We start from the raw sequence: 22289 nt of genomic DNA, 5'->3' as shown, positions 1-22289 counted from the left end.
TTTATAAATATATGCATTATTATTTATGTAGTAAGTATTGCATTGTCTTTTTTATTAAAGCTATGCGATACATCGGATCATTATGCAACAGATCTACAAAAGTTGCGGTCCTCTTAACAGCATTTATCTTTTTAACACATGTCTCCTCTGCTCAAAATGTTACCCTTAAACACAAGCAGATTACATTGTCCGAAGCATTTCAAGAAATCAGAAAACAGACTAACGTCGATTTTATCATTAAGACAAGCCAACTCGACAAAGTAAGGCCTATTCAAAACATAGATATCCAGAATAAGCCACTAAAACAGGCCCTTGAAAAATTATTGGAACATCAGCCTTTGGTCTTTACAATTGACAATGGCATCATTGTGATTTCGGATAGAGAAAAAAAAACACCCCTCGCCCCCACCGTTCAAAAAAACGGTAAGGTTGAGATTGTAGGTACAGTGAAAAATGATGGAAACAATCTTTATGGTGTTAGTGTCAAGGTTAAAGACAGCCCGTCAATCGGTACAACAACAGATGGCAATGGAAGATACATTCTTGTGGTTCCCGCAAATTCGACACTAATATTTTCCTATGTCGGCTACGCCAATCAGGAAATTGCCATTGCCGACAAACGTCGCATTGATGTGCAGCTAAGTCCCGATCAGAGCTTAAGTGAAGTTGTTGTTGTCGGTTACGGAACACAGAAAAAAACCAGTGTCGTGGGAGCATTGGAATCAGTAAAACCAGAAACCTTACGTATCCCAACGGCCAATCTGTCCAATGCATTGGGAGGAAGACTTTCGGGTGTAATCGCAGTACAACGTTCGGGCGAACCCGGTGCAGATGGGGCTAGCTTTTTCATTCGTGGTGTATCGACATTTAGCGGAGCCACCAATCCCCTGATCTTATTGGATGGTGTAGCAATCTCCAAAGGCGACCTGGACGCATTGGCACCAGAAGTTATCGAAAGCTTCTCAGTCCTTAAAGATGCTACTGCCACTGCCGTATTTGGTACTAGGGGAGCAAACGGCGTCCTAATTATCACCACAAAAACAGGTAAAGACCTCAATAAACCGCGTATTTCAGCACGTGCACAATCACAGATCTCAAGACCTACTTCCATACCAAAATTTGTTGATGGTGTAAGTTATATGGAGATGTTCAATGAAGCGGTTACAGGTCGCGGTACTGGTGAAATTTTATATTCCCAAGATAAAATAAACGGCACAAGATTAGGCTTGGATCCCTATGTATATCCTAATGTTGACTGGTATAATGAAATGTTTAAGTCCCGTACCATCAACAACGAGCTCAATCTAAATGTACAAGGTGGTGGCAGCAAAATAGGCTATTTCCTCAGTGCAACCGGCAACATTAGCAACGGTTTATTGCGTAAATTTGACCTCAACTCTTTTGACAACAATGTCTCTGTCAAACGGTATAGCTTTCAGAACAATATCAATGTTAACCTTACTTCAACCACCAAAATAGCTTTAAAGCTCAATGCACAACTTCGTGATTACTACGGTGCCGGTGTAGATGCTCCAAGCGTATTTGGCGACATCATGAATGCCAATCCAGTGGACTTCCCTATTATGTTTCCATTTACCGGTATTGACAGAAGAGACGTTCAATACGGAGGAAAAGCTGGTGGTACAGTCAACAATGGTTTTATCAATCCCTTTGCCCGCATGGTCAATGGCTATCAAAATGGTTTCCAAAGTACCTTATTGACTACCATTGACGGTGCTCAAAAACTTGATTTCATTACCAAAGGGCTAGAATTTAAAGCCTTGGTTTCCTTTAAAAACTGGAGCAACACAACAACAAAAAGAACCAGTGGCTACAATCAATACATGATTAACAGCTATGCACCCGATCCTGCAGGTGGATATACCTACGATCTAGTCATGGTGGGGCAGCCACAAAATCTTTCCCTGGGAACCGAAACGGGCACTAGCGGTGATCGCGAAATCTATTTCCAGCCCTCCATCGAATACAATAGAACATTTGGTAATCACACCGTATCAGGTTTATTTCTTTACAATACCACCGATTTCAATGTCAATAATCCGGCTGATCTAATCAGTTCGCTACCGCGTAGACGCCAGGGCATTACGGGACGTGCAACATATGGTTTCGCCAATAAATATCTTGCCGAAGTCAACTTTGGCTACAATGGTTCCGAAAACTTTGCCACTGGAAGTCGCTTTGGCTTCTTCCCTTCCGTTGGTTTGGGCTATGTACTCAGTAACGAAAAGTTCTTCACAGATTTATTTCCTGCTGTCAGTAATTTAAAAATTAGAGGTAGCTGGGGTAAGGTTGGTAATGATCAGATTGGCGGAGGACGTTTTCCTTATCTTTCGGACCTCAAATTGGATGGAGCATCGTTTACAACAGGTATCGATCAGAATACGACTTATACAGGACCTACTTACTTACAATTTGCAAACCCAATGATCTCTTGGGAAGTTGCAGAGAAGAAAAACATTGGTGTGGACCTCGGTATTCTTAACAATAAGTTCAATATTGTTTTCGACCTATACCAGGAAGATAGAACCAATATTTTCGTTGATCGTTCGGCAACAATCCCTAACGTATTTGGTACTGCAGGAACGAAAGTGTATGGCAACGTTGGTGAGGTAAGAAATAGGGGATTTGATTTCTCCCTAGAATGGAACAAAAGTGAAAAAGATTGGGGAATATCGATGCGTGGAACCTTTACATATGCACATAACACCGTACTGAAAAATAATGAGCCAGCCTTTACCAAATACCGCAACCTCTCGCAAATTGGGTATTCTATTGGCACAAACCTAGGCTATCTTGCTGAACGCTTATTTATTGATCAGGCCGAAATAGATAACAGTCCATTACAACAGCTAGGGGGTTTTGTCGCTCCGGGAGACATCAAATATAAAGATCTAACCAATGATATTGATGGTCTAAATCTCATCAATAGCGATGATAGAGTTCGAATGGGTTATCCAACAACACCTGAAATTGTCTATGGTTTGAGTACTTCCATCAATTACAAAAAATTTGATTTTTCTTTCCTCCTACAGGGAGTTGATAGAACTTCTTTTATGATCAGTGGTTTCCATCCATTTGGAAATCAAGGTGTACGCAATGTATTGCAGTTTATTGCCGAGGACCGCTGGAGTCCTGAAAATCCTAACATATTTGCTGCCTATCCACGACTGAGCAAATTGGACAATCTCAACAATACTGAAGCTTCTTCTTATTGGCTGAGAAATGGGGCATTCCTAAAACTCAGAAGTGCTGAGATTGGATATTCGCACAAATTTGCACGCATTTTTCTAAGTGGTTATAATCTATTGACCTTCTCTAAGTTCAAACTTTGGGATCCTGAACAAGGTGGAGGCAATGGTTTGGGATATCCGACACAGCAAGTATTCAATCTCGGAGTCCAACTTCGTTTCAATTAAAACAACTTCAAGATTAAAACTATCAATAGAATTTTAAAATGATTTATCAGATGAAAAGAAAATATATAGGCTACCTTGCATTATTCGCATGCGCGACTTTTTTGACTACCACTTCCTGCAGTAAATTCTTGGATATCGTCCCTGATGAACGTCCTTCGGAAGCAGACGCCTTTCGTGATCCAAATTCAGCCAAAGGTTATTTGTATTCCTGCTATGCGTGGATTCCAAATTCTCGGGTAGGCACCTCTTCCATTGATTTGATGACTTCCGACGAAGTAACAACTGCTTTTGAACATGAAACCTTTGCTCGATTTCCCCGTGGGCAATATACGGCCTCAAGTCCTGTCATTTCCTACTGGGATAACCTTTACAAAGGAATAAGACAATGCTATATCTTAATTCGCAATGTAGATAAAGTCCCTGGGATAGATCCACAGGAGGCGGCACAATATAAAGCTGAAGCCAATTTCCTGATCGGCTTTTATCATTTCTTACTGGTCCGGATGTACGGTCCAGTCGTTATTGCAGACCAAGAGTTTGACGTCAATGCCCCTTCTTCAGCGTATCCCAAACGTTCGACTTATGATGCCTGCGTTGATTTTATTATCAAAAAGCTGGATGAGACAGCTGGACAGTTACCTGCTCTTCGTGCTGCGGATGAGTGGGGTCGTGCTTCCTCGGTTATTGCCAAAGCGCTAAAGGGTAGGGCATTGCTTTATGCAGCATCACCGCTCTTTAATGGCGGTGGAGGTAATAAACAGAGCTTCTATGCCAATTTCAAAAATTTGGATGGCACAGCATTGATCAGTACTACCTTCGACAAAGAAAAATGGCGCCGTGCAGCCCTAGCGGCTAAAGAAGCCATTGATGCAGCTGAACAAAGTGGGGCTTCACTGTATAAAAACAGCACCTACAATACCGTACTACCAGCTAATCCTATTGAAAAGGACTTACGCCTTACTTTTATTGACAAAGCCAATACCAAAGAAGTGATTTGGGCGGAAACACGTCGGGAAGGTCTCTACGATTTTCAAAATAAATCTACTCCCTTTCTTAGCGGCGCACAAGGTGAGTCGTATAACGGTGTATCCCCGACCCTCACTCTGATCGAATCGTTTTATAGTAAAAATGGTTTACCGATTGACAAAGACCCCAATTATGACTATAATGGACGATACGCTGTAACAAGTACACCCAATGGCAATACATTATCGTTAAATCTAAACAGAGAACCGCGCTTCAATGCTTGGATTGCATATCACAACAGCTACTATGAAGTGGTTAGAGGGAGTGCCAATCAAATCCTAGTTCAGTTTCGGAAAAATGACAATTGCGGCATCCAAGGACGGTCTAATAACTACTCACCAACAGGATATCTCAACAAAAAAGGTATTGCGCCCGAATTGAACCAAAGTAGACTGCAGGTCTCCGTCAATTATCCATGGCCTGTGATACGTCTAGCAGAATTGTACCTGAACTACGCGGAGGCGCTGATCGAATACGGTCAGGATCTGAATACGGCCAAACAATATATTGACCGCGTTAGGGTCCGTGCGGGCATCCCAACAATTGATGTCGCATGGGCTCCAATTGGCGGCGCAACGAATCAGGCAACACTACGTTCCATCGTCAGACAAGAACGTACTATTGAACTTTACTTGGAAGGCCATCGCTTCTGGGATTTAAGACGTTGGATGATCGCCGATCAATACCTCAACCAACAGGCGAAAGGAATGAATATACAAGGAGCTACCGATACAGAATTTTTCAAAATAACAACGGTCGTTTTTCCACGTAGTTTTAGTCAGCGTAATTATTTAATGCCTATACCACAGGAAGAGATCAATAAAAACGAGGAATTGGTACAAAATCCCGGTTATTAATTAATTTAATGAATTGCACAAGATGAAATACAATATCGGAATATTCGCTCTACTCTTTTTAGCAATAGCGTGTAAAAAAGTCGAAATAAAAATGACCAAGCCACCACAACTGGTTTCGATTGAAGCTGAACCACGTATTGGCGGGACTCTCCTGAAATGGAAACTTCCTTCAGATAACAATTATCTTTATGGACAGATCACATATAAAAAAGTGGGATCAAAAGATCCCGATAAAATCTATAAAATCAATATAAGTTCTTTTGCCGACACCATGCGGATCGACGGATTGATCAACAAATATGAATATGTCTTCAACGTCCAATTGTTCAATCAAGACAAGAAAACAAGCATTGGGGGAGATATCATAAGCAGCAATAGTGTTCGGCCAATCGTTAGGCCTTCGGAAGTGACCTATTTCCCGAACGAGTTAACTAAAATACAGGTGACCGATAATATGGTAGAAACCTACACGCAGGAAAACAGCGAGGGACCCAAAAAGAATTTATTTGACGGCGATAAGAATACATATTGGCATACAGCATGGTCTGCAAATACAGCCCCTCTTCCGCACTGGATCCAACTAAATTTTCCCCAAGAAGAAGAGATTGGCGCCATAAAGTACTTCTTCAGACAAAACAATAGCGACGAAGCCGGACGTCCGAAACAATGGGGAATAGAAATAAGTTCAGACGGCCAGCAGTGGACAAGAGTGTTTACATCAAAGGATAATCTTTCCACATCAAATGTAGCTGAAGAGCAAAGTTTGGCTTTTGATAAAAACTATAAGGCCAAATTTTTCCGGCTAATGATCCTTAAAAACGGCGGGAAAAGTTATACCCATCTGGGTGAAATGAATGTCTACCGGATGCGCTCTTCTATCATCGACAAAGAAAAGGAAGTTGAAGATAATTATTGACCATCATCACAAAGATTTTTTTTCTAATCATCAATGGTGCTCAAAAGAGCACAACGACGGAGGTAGAAATACCTCCGTTTTACTTTTCGCTCTAGTATATCATCAACATTCAAACAAGCTCCAAAATGCTCTGAGGTCAAATTTCCGCTATAGCATCAGCCTATGTGAAGAAGCGATCCCCAGCAAAAAAATAAAAAACTTTTTTATTACCTTAGATAAATAAATCGAACAAGAAAACAACTTGTTTTTTCATTAACTATAGTTTACATATATGAAATTATATGCCTTTGTATTGGGAGTAGGTTTACTTCCAGCCGTAGGATTATGTCAAAAGACCGTCACCCCTGGGAGCAGCGATATCAATACCAACTATATAAAACCAGAAAAATCACTGTATACGGTCTATTATGTTAAAGACAACAATTGGGACAAACAAGGATCACTGACCTACGATATTGTAGCGGCCAACAATCAGCTGACGTTAACCAATACCTATGTTCCGAAAGACAATGCCTGGACTTCGATACGCACGACGACTGCCGACGCAAAAACACTTCGGTCTATCAGCTATTCTAGCGATGGCAAGGAAACAAAAGTAAACCTCAACTTTGGAGAAACAATTACAGGTAATTATTATTCGAAGAAAACGAAAAAGGAAAAAAAGATCAACTTACAGCCAACTAGACCTTTTGTGGATTTTAACTGGACAGATCACCTGATTTCAACTCTCCCTTTAGACCTAGGGTATAAAGCGCGCATCCCGCAATTTTATTATAATAGTGATTCGGACATTTTCGTCGAAGACTATGCCATCAAGGAAGTAAAAAGCTACAGTTATGGCTCCCCAAAAACAGGTAAACACGACAGTTGGCTGGTTACACTTTTAGAAGAAAGTACCGGAGCCATCTATAATTATGTCATCGATAAGAAAGATCGCCGATTATGGCAAAGGGAAATGTCCATGGGAAACGGCAAATGGGAAATTACCGTAAACGAAGAACTGGACTATCAACCTATTAAAAATAGATTTAACAAAGAACAGGCTGCCCAACAGATTTCCCAGGGTAACAGTGTTATTATCGGGACGGCTTACGCTCGATCTAGCTCCGGAAAAAAACTTGGCGGACTCGTGAATACCGCCAAAAAGCAATATGCCCCAAAAGGTACAGAAATTACGCTCTTCGCCAACTCCGCCTATTACGAAGAATGGCTGGAAGTCAATAAAAAGATCCGAAAACAGAAAAAGGTGCAGGAAGTTCCATTGGATCCCGATTTTGGCTATGCTATTAAAAAAGCAAAGGTGTATGATGATGAGGGGCATTTCGAATTTGCAGGTCTCATGCCAGGTGCATACGTGATTATGGCGAGCTTCGATTTTACCAATTCTTACAACTATTCCTATGTATCAGGCTACACCAATTATTATAACTATTGGGGTTATACAGGTTCCACGACAAATTATGGTACGGCAAGATCATCCTATGTCGACAAAGCCAATGTTGAAAAGCACGTCACCATTGACAAATACGGTGAAAAGAAAGAGGTAAATTTAAAGGAAATGTAATCAAAAAAATGCCGTTAAGCTCCTTTGTTTGACGGCATTTTTTATGCTTTTTAAAACGTATTTCTAAGACGATCAAATCTTCGACCCTTCAGTTACCCATCCATTTACTTTTTTCGAAGTTCAATATACCGATCTATGCTAATGGGAAAGTTATCGGCAGTCCGCAGTAGAAAACAGGCAGCCGCTCCTACCCAGACCGAATAATCGAACGTCGATTTAATTCCTAACGAGAGGGTCATCACCACCCCAAAGCAGATCAGTAGAATCCCGGCAACGAATGCAGTAAAACGCAGTTTATAGCCGATCAGCAATAGGATTGCTAAGACAACCTCTAATAATGTTGCGCCGATAGCAAGTATATTACCTAAAGTTTCAGGCACAAAAAAATTAAGGGTATTTGAATAGGCTACAAAATTGGCCCAATTTCCCCAGGAAACATGTGATGCCCCCGGTACCCCCCACAGCCCCAAACGATCTGCGACAGCAGACAGAAACGCTGTAGATACAGCTAAACGTACAAAAAGTTGACTATACATGGTATGAATTATATAAATAGGGTATAAACGATATAAACCAAATTTAAAAGAACAAAAACAGTCCAAACTTAAACCAGTTTAAGAAATTTGTTTCAACCATCCCATACTCACAAAGACTCCCCTCGCTGTAATACCCGTGTTGTACCTTCACTTCCTCGCTCATCGTTCGGCGATTACCTTTGGTCAAACCCATTGCACAGTTAAATCAATAAGGCTGCCAGCACTCATGTGCTGTACAGCCTTATACATCAATTAATACGAATAAGAATTTAATATCATGTGTCTACCCCAGTAAATGATAACACACTGTTATAATGACGACCAAGATGCTCAATAGTCCCAATGGAAATAAAAATTATAAACAAAAAAATAATATCGTCATAAGATGATCGATCTATCACAACTGCCATGTTTACTGCTAATTGCTCACAATAGCTATATCGCATGTCAACAAACCAAAGTACAATGCTATATTTCAATAAGTCCATAGAAAATTTACTACAGCTGCAGGGTTAATTCCTGCTGCTGTTGGTTTCTAAAAATGAACACCTTCGGCTGGTCAGCGTGTACATGCTTTTTTATCGCTTGTTGCAGGTCTATTAATTGATCTATTTTCTCGCCCTAATAATTCAATACAACATCGCCGACACGCAAACCGCTTTTGTAAAGATTGCCTTTTTCATCCAACTCGAGCAGCAGCACGCCGTTTATCGCGGGTAGGCCTGCGGCCGACTGCTCCCCCAAAGTCTCCACTGATTTAAATACCCCCGACTTCCAGGACCATCTGCTCCCCTGCTCCTTTGCTTCGGATTGGATCAACTGAGGTATTTCAGGACTAGCGGCAAGAGTTTTAAGTTTTTTACTGGTAACGCCAAAATGCAGCATGTCAAAATTTTTAAAATCCTGATCCTTCCAGTTTTTCAACCGGAAATCACCATGTGCGGGATTCGTAAAGTTCAATTGAATAACCCGACCATGTTTTTCTATGCCTTTTGCTCGATCTTTGTCGAGGTCATCCTGCCGTCCGTAAATATTATGGTCTACCTCTTCCCCCCAATACTTGACCTGTATATCCTGATGGGACTCCATCACGATATTATTACGGAATACATCGTGACTATGCTGAAACCATACATGAGGATGAAAACCATTGTTGATCATCACGTTGTTGTACACTTTGCGATAAAACCCTTCTCTTAGTTTTAGCCCTCCACTTAAACAAAGGTTATTGTAAATTTCATAATTGGAAGATCCGTCATCCAAATCAATATCCCAACCGTGATCACAGCGAAATCTATTATCATGAATTTTGGTTGTTTTGACTGCGTCCAGCAATATTAAATTGGGATGTTTCCCCGTCAGTTCATCCATCTCCTTTCGATTGGGATGCCAAAATCGGTCGCGCCCCCATGAGTTGAAGGCTCCATGATCGCTGGTTTCCAGGACTGTATTAAAAACATCGTTGTAAGCTATCTCATGACCGCCCCAGGTACCATCACCTACATTAATACCTGCTCGCGGCACATTGTAAATGGTATTATGCAAAATTCGTAAAGATTCAGCCATAGAGACCTGTACACCTGCTACTTGTTTTTCGATCAATCCAATGTTATGAATCAGATTGTCACTCGCCTCACAGTCCATAGGATAATTATCGGTTTTTGGCCCTTTGATGGTATCCATTTGGTCAAACGGAACAAATTTTTCATATCGAAATTCCGGTGAGCGTACTGCTGCTGGATCTCCTACAAAATTGATCGCTCCGGCACCGATCTGTTCAATCCGATTGCCTTCGATTTTGACCCCGCGATTGTAATTATTAACAAATATTGCATTGCCACCCAAAGCAATAAAATCATTCGCGCGGAAGATACAGTTTTCCGCAGCTTCAATCTTTACGGCTCCCTGTCGATAGATCGTCCAATCGCTACGTAAGAGTGGTTCGCTTGTTTTCATAAAGGTAGGAGCAGTATACATGAAGCGAAGGCCACTAACCTCAATATCATGCACTGGTCTGGAAGATGAACCTGAAAGATAGATTAGATTTTCCAATTGTGGCGCTACAAACTTCAGCTGGTTGGGATCAACTCCTTTAGCAGGCATGTAAAATAAGAGTGCCTCCTCCTCATCCAAATACCACTCCTGAAAGGTATCGAGTTCTTCAAAGATATTTTCGACAAAGCGATAGGTCTCGTGCATTTTGCTGGGACGATTATTTTGCTGTCCACCTTCAAGTGTAACTGTTGATAAGCCATCTTTTCCGGTAATCTTATAGTGGAATCCTCCCCAGCGACCAGCATGCAAAGCATGTACAATTCCCCCCTTAGGGTTTTTCCAGGTTGCAACACGTTCGGGACTTAATGCATCTGCAGCATAGCCTTGAAATGGCAAGACTGTGGGATCGTAGTTTGGATAACGTGCCCGGACAAGATGCTTATCATTAGCATATAGACTTTGGAAGTTTAATCCTCTTGGAACCTTAGCCTCCCAAATACCATGATCGCCCTGTTTCCATTTGAGGTTAAGCGATTTGCCACCACTCAGCGTAACTTGTGCTCCATCCTCAGCTTTAATCCGCAAGGGTTGCCTTCTTGTACCCGATATCCCAGCAGACAATTCAATCGGTTTATCCAGCTGATAGGTGCCTGCCATAAAGATGATTTCGATGCCTGGTGTATTTTTCCCTTGCTTCTGTTTTTCTACCGATCGCAATGCGGCTTCAGCTGTGGCATAGGGACTGGCCATAGTTCCTTGGTTTCTATCACTTCCTTTTGTACTGACATAAATACGTTTGACCGAGCCAGCCTGTTGCCCACGCACACTAAGCGAAGTGACACCGGTAAGGCCAATAAATAATAATTTAGGAAATAGCATACAAGATATCTTCATAATTTTAATCGTTCATATAGTTTTAGCTAGATTACATCGACTATAAACCCGCTATATAGTTAGGTCTATAAGTCCATAAAAATAAAGTCGTTTGCTATGCACAAACGACTTTTTCAGTTCGTGTTTCATTCGATCAGATTTATATTTCACAAAACAATAGTATTTCGCCTAATTAACGAACGGTCTATTGAATCACTTCACTAATCTGTACCTCTGGCGCAATATTCGTGTACTTTGGAAAATCTTCAGCAAACTTTTTCCCATTTTCTTTTAAAGGATCCTGATAGGCTGCAACAGCATCAAAATACAAATGGCAAATGGCCAAATAAATCGGACCTTCTGCTGAGCTACGTCCCGAAAGCCCTTTATCAATGGTTACGCCTTTCAGTGCTTTACCGTAAACTTTTTTGACAAGCGCAATATGTTTAGAGAGATAATAATCCCAATCAAATGTCTTTCCAGGTCCATTACGATAAAAAATCGATACCCTGATCATCCCTTTTTTATGAAAAGGTGGATCTGCCTTTACATTGCACTGAAAGCCCAACAGCATGGTTATCAAAACCATAACTAAAATGATCTTTGTTTTCATATTTGTTGATAAGTAAGATTAAATAACACTCTTTTTTCCAAAAACATTTGCCATGAGTCAACAAGCAGCGAATATTGCTTAGATTAGTTCTTTTTGCGCTCTGTGGCTGCTTTCAACAAAATTTCTTTACTAGCAACCGGCACGTTTCCGTTAGCATCAGGTCCAATATTGAGCAACAAATTTCCACCTTTTTCATTTATCTCTCGTAGCTTAGTATTTACTTCTGTGGGAGATTTCCAATTATTATCTGATTTTTTATATCCCCAAGAATTGTTCAGGGTATAGCAGGCTTCCCAATCGTAATCCAGTAACGCTCCAGGATGTTCTTGTTCAGGCGTTCCAAAATCTCGCTTAAATTGATCACGCTTTGCTACGCGGTTATTAATGATAAGAGAGGGCTTCAATTTGCGTAGATATTGATAAAGATCTTCTCCTGCGGCCATATCCCACCAGTTCACCCAGTCCCCATCAAACCAAAGGATGTCGGTATCATACTTTACAACCAATTCTTTCAATTGATTTTTCATGTATTGAATATAAGCAGCTTTCTGTTCTGGCTTGATGAGGATCTGGCCCCAATCTCCTTTACCATTGGGATCGACATATTGCGAATCGTGATGCCAATCGATAATACTGTAGTAGGTACCAAATCTAATCCCAGCTTTCTTACAAGCTGTGGACAACTCCCGCACGAGATCTCTTCCTTTCATTGGGGTCGAAGCTATATCATAATCTGTGTAGGGGGAATCCCACAGACAAAAGCCCTCATGGTGTTTGGTCGTCAGGACAATATACTTCATTCCAGCATCCTTAGCCAATTGAACAATACGATCTGCATTGAAGTCCTTAGGGTTCCATGTGTTAATCAGCTCCGAATAGGCTGCCTTCGGAATATTCATTTCCGATTGTATCCACTCGGCATATCCTTTGGTTGAATTCCCTTTATATATCCCTCCAAGTTGACTATAAAGCCCAAAATGAATAAACATTCCATATTTTGCTTCCCTAAACCAATGCATCCGTTCATCAAAATCCTTTTTGGATTCCTTTAAATTATTAACTTGGGCGTTTCCCATGTTCATAAACAACATGGCTAGTAGAGAAAGAATACAATGCGTTGCTTTTATCATATTTATTATAATTGGTTAATCCAACAAGCTCAAGCGGCTGTCAAATCTTCTATCGGTATCTTGCGCATTCGACAAATGCTAAACCATTCTGCTATTGCAAAATAAATATAAAAAATATGAACAACACTTTTTATTTATTGCAAAGAAGTTACGCTTAGCGTACAGGGCTATACCTGCCTCAATTTTACAAAAATGAAAACTTCCAAAGCAGCTTATCAAACAGTCTATCTGCTATGAAATTTAATATAAATTCTTTCCAAAAAGGATTTATATTTAGTAAATATTTCATTAAAAACCATACTATAGATTGAAATTATGAGTTTAAAGACCTTAATTACAAAAAGTGCCGAGTATAACGACTGGGTTGTCAATAAATACATCAATTGGCTGGCTGATAAATCGGACGACCAACTTAACCAGGAGGTACCTTCAAGCTTCCCGACCATTTTGAAAACCTTAAACCACATCTTGCAGACACAGGAATATTGGTGGAGCCACATTTCAGAAAGCAATGATTTCGATTTTGAAAAAAAGCGAACCACAAAAGAAGAAATATTTGAAGCGCTAAGAAGAAGTTCAGTCCAACTTGTGGATTATATAAACAAGCTATCGGAGTTAGATCTTGAAAAAAATATCAAAGTGGAATCACCATGGTTTCAATGCGATTTCACAAAGTATGAATACATACAACAGCTGATCCTCCACGGAACATATCATAGGGGACAAATCGTTACAATGGGTCGAGCTATTGGAATTACGGATGCCCCAATGACAGACTTTAATTATTGGAATATTTATAAAGATCAACAATAGGGATTCGAGCAGCGCTATGGACCAAATTACCAGTAAAGTACAAATCCGAGAAATTGTCGCAGCGGCGAAACAGCAATGACAGCAATCCGGTATTGAATGCCTTATATTAAGCTTACAAGAGTGTTTACTGAAAAAGAAAGTTCGATTTCCACTTCTGGAGTTTGCGGCCAGGGAAATTATGCTATTCGTGCCTGAGGCCGAGCAGTTACACTTGACGGATCGTCTCATTGTCACAACAGAAATGGGAAGTTATGTTTTAACGGGAATAATTCTTCAGCAACGTCTCCCCGAACACTTTGAAGAATCCATCCATAAAGCCTGCACCTATATAACCATGGGCAATCAATGGTACGTCTGTGATATCATCGGCGAACGCGTACTTGGTCATGCGCTGTTGACTTCACCTAAAAAGACAATACCATTATTAGAAGAATTAGCTCATCATCCTGATAAATGGATTGTTCGTACCATTGGTGTAGCTACGCACTATGCTGTAAAAAAGGGACTACCAGCCACATTCGTAGACATTTTGTTGAAGCTGCTGATTTCATTGTCAAACACGACAGATTTCCACGTGAAGAAAGGAATCGGCTGGGGGGCCAAAACAATCGCAAAGTTTCACCCTAAGCTAGTTGCTTGCTACAGTAAAGTTATTGAATCGCCAGAAACCAAACAATGGTTTCGGACAAAAATTACGATTGGTCTCAATCGCCACAAATTGGGGGCTAAACAGATCCAATAGGAAGCCACAATGGCTCATTGTAACCAATAAAATGAATACGTGATTTTCTTTGTGATAGTTATACATCAAGAAAGGCGAAGTCTACCATTAAGCCTCGCCTTTCTTTATACATTTAATCTATATGTAACCGCGCGCCCTCGGTTAGTGATCTTTTTTCATTGTTCCTTTTTCACGAAGATTAATATGCCAGCTAAAAGCCTCTTCTAACAAATGTGGTGTATGCCCTCCCCTTTCACAAGCGCGGTTATAATAGTCTGATAGCTGCTCCCTATAATCGGGATGTACGCAGTTCTCAATAATTACTTTCGCTCGCTCACGAGGCGCTAAACCACGCAAATCTGCCAAACCATAATCTGTTACCAAAATATCGACATCATGTTCGGTATGATCTACGTGAGAAACCATAGGAACAATATGAGAAATTGCATCCCCTTTAGAGGCTGCCTGTGTAACAAAGATGCTCAAATAAGCATTACGTGCAAAGTCACCCGATCCACCGATACCATTCATGATATTTGTTCCCGAAGTATGGGTAGAATTTACGTTTCCATAAATATCAAACTCTATGGCTGTATTAATTGCTATAATTCCCAAACGTTTGATCAGTCCAGGTGTATTGGAAATGTTCTGTGGGCGCAATACAATTTTATCGCGGTATCGATCCAAATGATCGAACACTCTTGAATAACACTCTTCCGAAACAGTAATTGAAGAAGCAGAAGCAAAATCCAGTTTTCCAGCATCGATAAGATCAAAGGTACTATCTTGCAACACTTCAGAAAACATCGTTAGATTACGGAACTTACTATGTATAAATCCGGTCAGAACAGCGTTAGCTACTTTTCCAATACCCGCTTGGAGGGGCATCAAGCTTTCTGACAAATGGCCTAGCTCTACTTCATTTTCGAAAAACTGTAAAATATGCTTCGCTATCGCTGTAGTTTTGGTATCCGGTTCAGCAATATCGGCTGGGCTATCAAGCTCATTCGTAAACACAATTCCCACCACCTTGCTTGCGTCCAAAGGAATAGTTTTACGCCCAATTTTATTTTCAGGTGCTACAATCGGAATAACATTACGGCGAGGGTAATCTTCTGCTTGGTAAATATCATGTATCCCTTTAATCGTCATCGGTATCGCAGTATTGACCTCCAAAATAACCTGCTTAGCCAATGCAGCAAAAGTAGCCGAATTTCCCACAGAAGTCGTTGGAACAATACTTCCGTCTGATTCTATTGCTGCTACTTCCAAAACAGCAATATCCACCTGAGGCAAATTCTTATTGTGCAGCAATTCGGCTGTTTCGCTTAGATGCTGATCAATAAACAGCACATCCCCGGCATTAATTTTATTACGTAAAATACGATCTACCTGAAAAGGCATCCGCTTGGATAGTGCCCCCGCTTCCGCCAATTTACCGTCTGTTCCATGTCCCAACGAAGCCCCAGTAATCAAGGTTATTTTCAATGGATCCACTTTTGCACGTTCAGCCAAGGCTGGTAACACAACCTTACTGTCTCCAGCCTTAGTAAAACCACTCGATCCAACGACCATTCCATTTTGAAATAGCTTAGCAGCTTCTTCCGCTGTAATCACTTTATCATGTAAGCTTTGAACTTTTATTCTTTCGTAAGCCATATTGTTATAGTTTGATTTTATTCCATTATTGTAAACTTAAGAAATTGAAACCTATATATTTCCCTTATTTGTAAAGTTCTTTGTTATATTTTCCAACCGCTTAACCAAACAATTTTAGCATTTTTTTCAACTGCATATTTATTACCATTCGACACAAAATTATCCAAACGAGACTAAAAAGCCACAACTCGCTACAAATCAAAAATATACAACAAATCATAATAAAAAATATTTTATATCACACTGATTGATAATATATATCACACTGATAACAAACAACTTACAACAACAAAGGTAAAACCAAAGTAAGTAAAGACTAACTCTCTTGTCGATTAATTGCCATTTTAACGTAAGCATACACTCACTTTCAAGAAGTAAAGGTGGGGTCTAGTAAAAAAGTCTTACCTTTGTGACATAGTATTATAGGTTAAAATGAATACACAAGATATAACGACAGATGCTAAATATGTCAACCGTTATTATATGACGGAAGTAGACTCATTTGAAGATAGCATTTACTGTCACCACGCTATTATTGCAGAGAATCATATTTCCGAACATTGCCACGATAAGGACCAATTTTTATATACAGAAGGCGGTGTCGTATTTGTTAAGACAGAGGAAAAATCATATTTTCTACCTGCCCGACATTATTTGTGGATTCCCGCTGGAATAAAACATAGTATTCATCCAAGTACACCGGAGGTCGTTATGCGTAATTTGTACTTTCCCAAAACCAATAATGACGCACCCTTCTATAGCAAAATGGGAATCTATCCAGTAAATGATCTTTTGATAGAGCTGATTATGTTTACCAACCGCTGGAATGGCAATATCTTTCCGATCGAAGAACCTAAATATAGTATCGCTACAGCATTTAAACTTATCTTGCCGGAATTATCGCTGCATGAGCTTCCATTGGCCTTGCCCTATCCTAATCATCAGAAATTAAAGGATATCGTCACTTACCTCGAAGAGAATATAGAGGAAAATGTCAGCTTTAAAAAACTTGCCGGATTATTTAACATTAGTGAACGTACATTAGCCAGACTATTTCAAAAAGAATTAAATATGTCTTTTATCCAGTACTACACTATTCTCAGAATGCTGACTGCTCTTAAGCTCCTTTTAGACGAAAAACTAAGTGTAAATGAAGTTGCACTCAAAGTTGGATACAATAGTCTCCCCACCTTTAGTAACACATTCAATAAGGTCGTCGGTATCCGTCCAAGCGAATATGTCAAACAAAAAGAATTGCTTATTTAAAAATGTTTACCTAATTTAGGTCAATAAACCTAATTCAGGATGAAATTCAAACATATCATTTATAGTGCTGGAATTTTATTGCTCAGCACTTCTTTATTTGCCAAATCTCAAGATAAGAAACCCAAACCCATTCAGTTATTTAATGGGAAAGATTTGAAGAACTGGACCCCAAAAATCAGAAACCACAAAGTTGGGGATAATTATAAAAATACATTTCGTGTAGAAGACGGTTTACTCAAAGTAAGATATGATGGTTATGATAATTTTAATTTTCAGTATGGTCATCTATTCTACAATAAAGAATTCTCAGCTTATTTATTGCGCGTCACTTACAGATTTGTTGGTGAACAGGTAAATGGTGGAGAAGGTTGGGCCTGGCGTAATAGCGGAGCCATGCTACATGGACAGGATCCTAATACCATGGGGGTGGATCAAGACTTTCCAATATCGATCGAGGGGCAACTGCTGGGTGGAAATGGCAAGGACGAACGGACCACAAGTAACCTTTGTACACCAGGCACAAACGTTGTGATCGACAATAAGCTATTTACACCACATTGCAGCAGCTCAACATCAAAAACCTATGCTGGAGATCAATGGGTAACTGCTGATTTCTTAGTATTGGGAGACTCACTTGTGCAGCATATCCTTGAAAACAAGGTCGTATTACAGTATAATAAACCCCAAATTGGTGGCGGCAATGTAAGTGGTTTCGATCCTAAAGTGAAAAAGGATGGTCAGCTTTTAAGTAAGGGGACTATTTCACTGCAGAGTGAGAGTCATCCCATTGACTTTAAAAAAGTGGAACTTTACGATTTGGAACCTTACATGAAAGATCCCAACAAATTGAAAAAGGTCATCGCGGAGCTACTTCCAAATTTGCAACAATAAAAAACACTCCAAGTCAGTTTTAAAATAAAAAAGCATCGAATATCGATGCTTTTTTATTTACCATTCGCTTGGAAAGAGAAATCCAAAGTATATAACATAAAGAAAAGGGATACAGCGAGCTGTACCCCTCTATATCTATACGAAAAGCTTACGCTAAACCGTTAACAAATTTTGTTAACTTAGATTTGTTGTTAGAAGCTTTTTTCTTGTGGATCACATTTTTCTTTGCCAAACGATCAAGCATAGAAATTACGCGTGGTAACAATGTTTTTGCTTCTTCTGCAGAAGTAGTGTGACGTAATTTTTTGATTGCGTTACGTGTAGTTTTTGCTTGGTAACGGTTTCTTAAACGTTTAGTAGCGTTTGCTCTAATTCTTTTGATCGCTGATTTATGATTTGCCATTTTTTTTAGCTAATTTTTATTCAATTTTTTCTTGTAATTCGGACTGCAAAAATAACACCTTATTTTCAATATTCAAAATCTATTTTATTTTTTAGGTTTAGTATATTTGCGACATGCAAAAATTATCGATGGATGAACTTCAACGTACAGATGTTGAATCGTTTAAAAAACAAGAAAAAACTCCTATCACAATCGTTATGGACAATGTACGGAGCATGCATAATGTGGGCTCGGCCTTCCGTACTGCAGACGGATTTGCTATTGAAAAAATATACTTGTGTGGCATTACGGGCACACCTCCCCATCGCGAAATCGAAAAGACCGCCCTCGGGGCTACTCAATCAGTTGCTTGGGAATACCACAAAGATACCACAGCTGTTGTTGATCAGCTTCGGTCAGAAGGGTATGTCATTATTGCCATCGAGCAAGCAGATGATAGTGTTATGTTACATCAGTTTGAACCAGAAAATGATAAAAAGTATGCATTGATTTTTGGAAATGAGGTCAATGGAGTAGATGAAGATGTCATGGAAAAAATTGATACCTGCATCGAAATCCCCCAATACGGAACCAAACATTCCTTAAATGTATCTGTCGCAATTGGCATTATTCTTTGGGATTTTATCCAAAAACGCAATTTCAATTAAAAATTTATCAATAAAGGTCACATTCCTATTCACATTGCTTCCATTTTAGAAAGCAAAATAGTAGATTTGTGTGCAAAATTTAAAGAAGAAATGAGTGTATTAGTTAATAAAGATTCAAAAGTAATCGTTCAAGGTTTCACTGGAAACGAAGGTACTTACCATGCTACTCAAATGATTGAGTACGGAACAAATGTAGTTGGTGGTGTTACTCCTGGTAAAGGTGGTCAACAACACTTAGACCGTCCTGTATTCAATACTGTGCAAGATGCAGTTGACACTACAGGAGCTAATGTTTCTATTATTTTTGTACCTCCAGCATTTGCTGCAGATGCGATCATGGAAGCTGCCGCTGCTGGTATCGAAGTGATTGTTTGTATTACAGAAGGTATCCCAACAAAAGATATGATCCAAGTAAAATCTTACTTGAGCGACAAAAACTCTCGTTTGATCGGTCCTAACTGCCCAGGTATCATCACTGCAGGCGAAGCTAAAATCGGTATCATGCCAGGATTTATCTTCAAAAAAGGTAATGTAGGTGTTGTTTCTAAATCAGGAACTTTAACTTACGAAGCCGTAGATCAAACTGTAAAAGCAGGATTAGGTATCACAACAGCAATCGGAATTGGTGGTGACCCTATCATTGGTACAACAACGAAAGAAGCTGTTGAATTATTAATGAATGACCCTGAAACTGAAGCGATCATCATGATCGGTGAAATTGGTGGTGGAATGGAAGCTGAAGCTGCTCGTTGGATCAAAGAACACGGTACTAAACCTGTTGTTGGATTTATCGCAGGTCAAACAGCGCCTCCAGGACGTCGTATGGGACACGCTGGTGCAATTGTAGGTGGTGCAGATGACACTGCTGCTGCAAAAATGAAAATCATGCGTGAGTGTGGTATTCGTGTTGTTGAATCTCCAGCTGAAATTGGAAAAGCAATCGCAGAAGAATTGGCTAAATAATTAGACCATCGAGCATATAAAAAAAAGGGAATCAAATTTGATTCCCTTTTTTTTATACCTAATAATTAGATGACAACATTAACTAGACATTGCTTCGTCTGCCGATGGTCCATATAAGCCCGGTACGGCAATATCCAATAATCGCAAATAAACAGTCAACTGACCACGATGATGAACGATATGATTATTGACAATAAAACGTATCGCTCCAGCTCGTGGCAAACGGGCAATCTCATGGTCCCCAGCTTTAAGCACCCATTCATTAAACCAATCCGATTCGGCGATATCCGCTAGTGTTGCCTTGTTCTCTTCCAGTCCAAGAGTGAGGATTGTTTTCAACTCTTCGACAGAGGATACTTTGAGAGGCTTATAATCTACTTTAAAATCAAATACGTCCTTTGGTATTGCCTTGTGTACCCAGTTATGTAACTCGACAACATGAGCAGCCAATTCGCCCAAACTCATCGATTTTTCGTGCGGGCGCCAATCCAATTTATCGTCCGGTATCCGATCTAGAATACGTTTGGTATTTTTTGTTTCGTGATCCAATTCGATCAAATAGCTCTTTTTGATACTCATATAAATACTAGTTCATTAATTGAAAATCTTTTAATACGGTAACAGCATAGGGGAATTCCACTGCCTTATGTGCTGCTGCTCGCGCAATTTCTCCCTCTACATAGGTTACTTTAAGCGGTAAAAATGTATTGTTCAGTATATTTTCATGGAATAACGCCTCATACCAGGTACAGGCAGCAACGAAACGTCCATAGTTCAGATTTAGGTGATAACCATCACGCGTAAAATTATCCCCCACAAAACTCGAACGTGCATTTTGAACAGCTGTACCCGAAGGAATCAACAGATCGAAATTACCCCAGTTAAACACCTCTTGCGAAGTATTGGCAATAGCCCTATACATACTATCTTGGCTACGGTTATAACGAACAAAACCTTCATGCGATGAACCGTTCTGATATGCCCAAGTTTGATGCAATATATACTTAGTTTCAGGAAATAGAATATGTTTTGTTACATAATCATATAAAGGTGGCAGATCCTTCGCATACGAATCATAATCTCCTGATAGCGGACTTGCTTGCTGAAAGCTAATATAATCCCAAGCCTCATCGATAAGCGCTTCAGATAAGCGCTCATTTGCTTTCTCGGACATTTGCCCGTCAAGATTTATTTTCCGGTAGCGATAAGCTGGCTTATCATCTTTTGCGTTACTTACATGTAAATTTAGAGGAGCTCCCCCAATATAGAGATTGCCGATCACTATCTTTTTCTTGCCGGCTTTCGCCAATTCATATAAATTCTGTTCAATAGCATCTTCCGAGAAACTATTACCGATGGCCAATATTCGTAGCACACCATCATCCAAAGATTTATTTTGCGCATTTAATCGATTATTCCTCAAAAAGAATACGATTAAAAAACCAAAAACCAATACCTGTTTTACTTTTATCATCATATAATGCAATAACAACTAAATTAGATAATATCTCGTAGAAATGCGAATTGATATCCCCAGAAAGAGAGATTTTATCCCATTTGCAAGCTATCAGGATAACAGTTCGGACAAGGTAGGCTAATGGTCATTACAAGTAGCTTTTGTGCGACCGTTGTCCACTTGGCTTACAATACCCCGTGACTATGACGCTACAGCATACCAAATGTGGCCAATAATACTTCTAGCAATATAAAAAAAACTCAGATACGAAAGTTTTGGAACAGACGCTACACAGTACCGCTAGACCACAGTGACGACTGCATACCCCTGCTGGCTACGTCGATTTACCATACGATAGACCACGGTGACGGTTGCATGCCCCTGACTCCGAGGATGCTCCATACCATTACAGCACAGTTGTAAACTGAACTACAGTCATCGATGGTCATGCTACTGCACCATCCGCTGTTTTAACAGTAAAGGCTAGAGGGCAGGGCTGGTCGGGGAAGTACAGGCAGGTAGC

At 39.9% G+C, this 22289-nt stretch carries 18 protein-coding genes; 10 read left to right on the top strand and 8 right to left on the bottom strand.

The window, feature by feature from the left end:
• Positions 1-62 precede the first annotated feature (62 nt).
• From B3297_RS10150 to B3297_RS10135, 4 genes are all read left to right on the top strand, one after another.
• Positions 63-3437 (top strand): TonB-dependent receptor, encoded by a 3375-nt coding sequence (locus tag B3297_RS10150; RefSeq protein WP_070564688.1) that lies wholly within the window; start codon positions 63-65, stop codon positions 3435-3437.
• A 50-nt stretch (positions 3438-3487) separates the two neighbouring features.
• Positions 3488-5320 carry a RagB/SusD family nutrient uptake outer membrane protein gene (locus B3297_RS10145; RefSeq protein WP_286778890.1) on the top strand — a complete coding sequence of 611 codons (1833 nt, stop codon included), beginning with the start codon at positions 3488-3490 and terminating at the stop codon, positions 5318-5320.
• Between the two features lie 22 nt (positions 5321-5342).
• A complete protein-coding gene (locus B3297_RS10140) occupies positions 5343-6236 on the top strand; it encodes a discoidin domain-containing protein (RefSeq protein ID WP_286778889.1) in 894 nt (297 codons plus the stop codon).
• Positions 6237-6507: 271 nt separating this feature from the next.
• Positions 6508-7800 carry a hypothetical protein gene (locus B3297_RS10135; RefSeq protein ID WP_286778888.1) on the top strand — a complete coding sequence of 431 codons (1293 nt, stop codon included), beginning with the start codon at positions 6508-6510 and terminating at the stop codon, positions 7798-7800.
• Positions 7801-7904: 104 nt separating this feature from the next.
• Here B3297_RS10135 and B3297_RS10130 read toward each other — a convergent pair whose 3' ends face one another.
• The 4 genes from B3297_RS10130 to B3297_RS10115 form a co-directional block, all read right to left on the bottom strand.
• Positions 7905-8336, bottom strand: coding sequence for a DoxX family protein (locus B3297_RS10130; protein ID WP_115049632.1), 432 nt, complete (start codon positions 8334-8336; stop codon positions 7905-7907).
• 621 nt (positions 8337-8957) lie between these two features.
• On the bottom strand, positions 8958-11225 hold the full coding sequence (locus B3297_RS10125; protein WP_286778887.1) for a right-handed parallel beta-helix repeat-containing protein: 2268 nt from the start codon (positions 11223-11225) through the stop codon (positions 8958-8960).
• A 184-nt stretch (positions 11226-11409) separates the two neighbouring features.
• Complete coding sequence (locus tag B3297_RS10120) at positions 11410-11817, bottom strand: EthD family reductase (RefSeq protein ID WP_083295884.1); 408 nt, start codon at positions 11815-11817, stop codon at positions 11410-11412.
• An 83-nt stretch (positions 11818-11900) separates the two neighbouring features.
• The gene (locus tag B3297_RS10115) at positions 11901-12947 is read right to left on the bottom strand and encodes an alpha-L-fucosidase (protein WP_083295883.1); all 1047 of its coding nucleotides are present in this window, start codon (positions 12945-12947) and stop codon (positions 11901-11903) included.
• A 315-nt stretch (positions 12948-13262) separates the two neighbouring features.
• On the opposite strand from B3297_RS10115, the gene B3297_RS10110 reads away from it, so the two are divergent.
• Positions 13263-13760 carry a DinB family protein gene (locus B3297_RS10110; protein ID WP_070564673.1) on the top strand — a complete coding sequence of 166 codons (498 nt, stop codon included), beginning with the start codon at positions 13263-13265 and terminating at the stop codon, positions 13758-13760.
• A gap of 91 nt (positions 13761-13851) precedes the next feature.
• On the top strand, positions 13852-14502 hold the full coding sequence (locus B3297_RS10105; protein WP_070564670.1) for a DNA alkylation repair protein: 651 nt from the start codon (positions 13852-13854) through the stop codon (positions 14500-14502).
• 141 nt (positions 14503-14643) lie between these two features.
• On the opposite strand, the gene B3297_RS10100 is transcribed toward B3297_RS10105, so the two are convergent.
• Positions 14644-16140: a succinate CoA transferase gene (locus B3297_RS10100; RefSeq protein ID WP_070564668.1), complete on the bottom strand. Its 1497-nt coding sequence runs from the start codon at positions 16138-16140 to the stop codon at positions 14644-14646.
• A 432-nt stretch (positions 16141-16572) separates the two neighbouring features.
• Between B3297_RS10100 and B3297_RS10095 the strand changes: the two genes are divergently transcribed.
• A complete protein-coding gene (locus B3297_RS10095; protein ID WP_070564665.1) occupies positions 16573-17406 on the top strand; it encodes an AraC family transcriptional regulator in 834 nt (277 codons plus the stop codon).
• A 39-nt stretch (positions 17407-17445) separates the two neighbouring features.
• Complete coding sequence (locus tag B3297_RS10090) at positions 17446-18297, top strand: 3-keto-disaccharide hydrolase (RefSeq protein WP_070564662.1); 852 nt, start codon at positions 17446-17448, stop codon at positions 18295-18297.
• Positions 18298-18445: 148 nt separating this feature from the next.
• On the opposite strand, the gene rpsT is transcribed toward B3297_RS10090, so the two are convergent.
• Complete coding sequence (gene rpsT / locus B3297_RS10085; RefSeq protein WP_046671646.1) at positions 18446-18700, bottom strand: 30S ribosomal protein S20; 255 nt, start codon at positions 18698-18700, stop codon at positions 18446-18448.
• Between the two features lie 113 nt (positions 18701-18813).
• Here rpsT and B3297_RS10080 point away from each other — a divergent pair, with 113 nt between their 5' ends.
• Both B3297_RS10080 and sucD read left to right on the top strand, forming a co-directional pair.
• A complete protein-coding gene (locus B3297_RS10080; protein ID WP_070564659.1) occupies positions 18814-19347 on the top strand; it encodes an RNA methyltransferase in 534 nt (177 codons plus the stop codon).
• Positions 19348-19437: 90 nt separating this feature from the next.
• Positions 19438-20310 (top strand): succinate--CoA ligase subunit alpha, encoded by an 873-nt coding sequence (sucD, locus tag B3297_RS10075; RefSeq protein WP_070564656.1) that lies wholly within the window; start codon positions 19438-19440, stop codon positions 20308-20310.
• A 78-nt stretch (positions 20311-20388) separates the two neighbouring features.
• On the opposite strand, the gene B3297_RS10070 is transcribed toward sucD, so the two are convergent.
• Positions 20389-20889 carry a DinB family protein gene (locus B3297_RS10070; protein WP_070564653.1) on the bottom strand — a complete coding sequence of 167 codons (501 nt, stop codon included), beginning with the start codon at positions 20887-20889 and terminating at the stop codon, positions 20389-20391.
• Positions 20890-20896: 7 nt separating this feature from the next.
• Positions 20897-21787 (bottom strand): DUF4886 domain-containing protein, encoded by an 891-nt coding sequence (locus tag B3297_RS10065; protein ID WP_236560117.1) that lies wholly within the window; start codon positions 21785-21787, stop codon positions 20897-20899.
• Positions 21788-22289: the final 502 nt, after the last annotated feature.

This window comes from Sphingobacterium sp. UBA3519, from assembly GCF_002377215.1.
Lineage (GTDB): Bacteria > Bacteroidota > Bacteroidia > Sphingobacteriales > Sphingobacteriaceae > Sphingobacterium > Sphingobacterium multivorum.
This window is presented reverse-complemented; position numbering and strand designations above follow the sequence as displayed.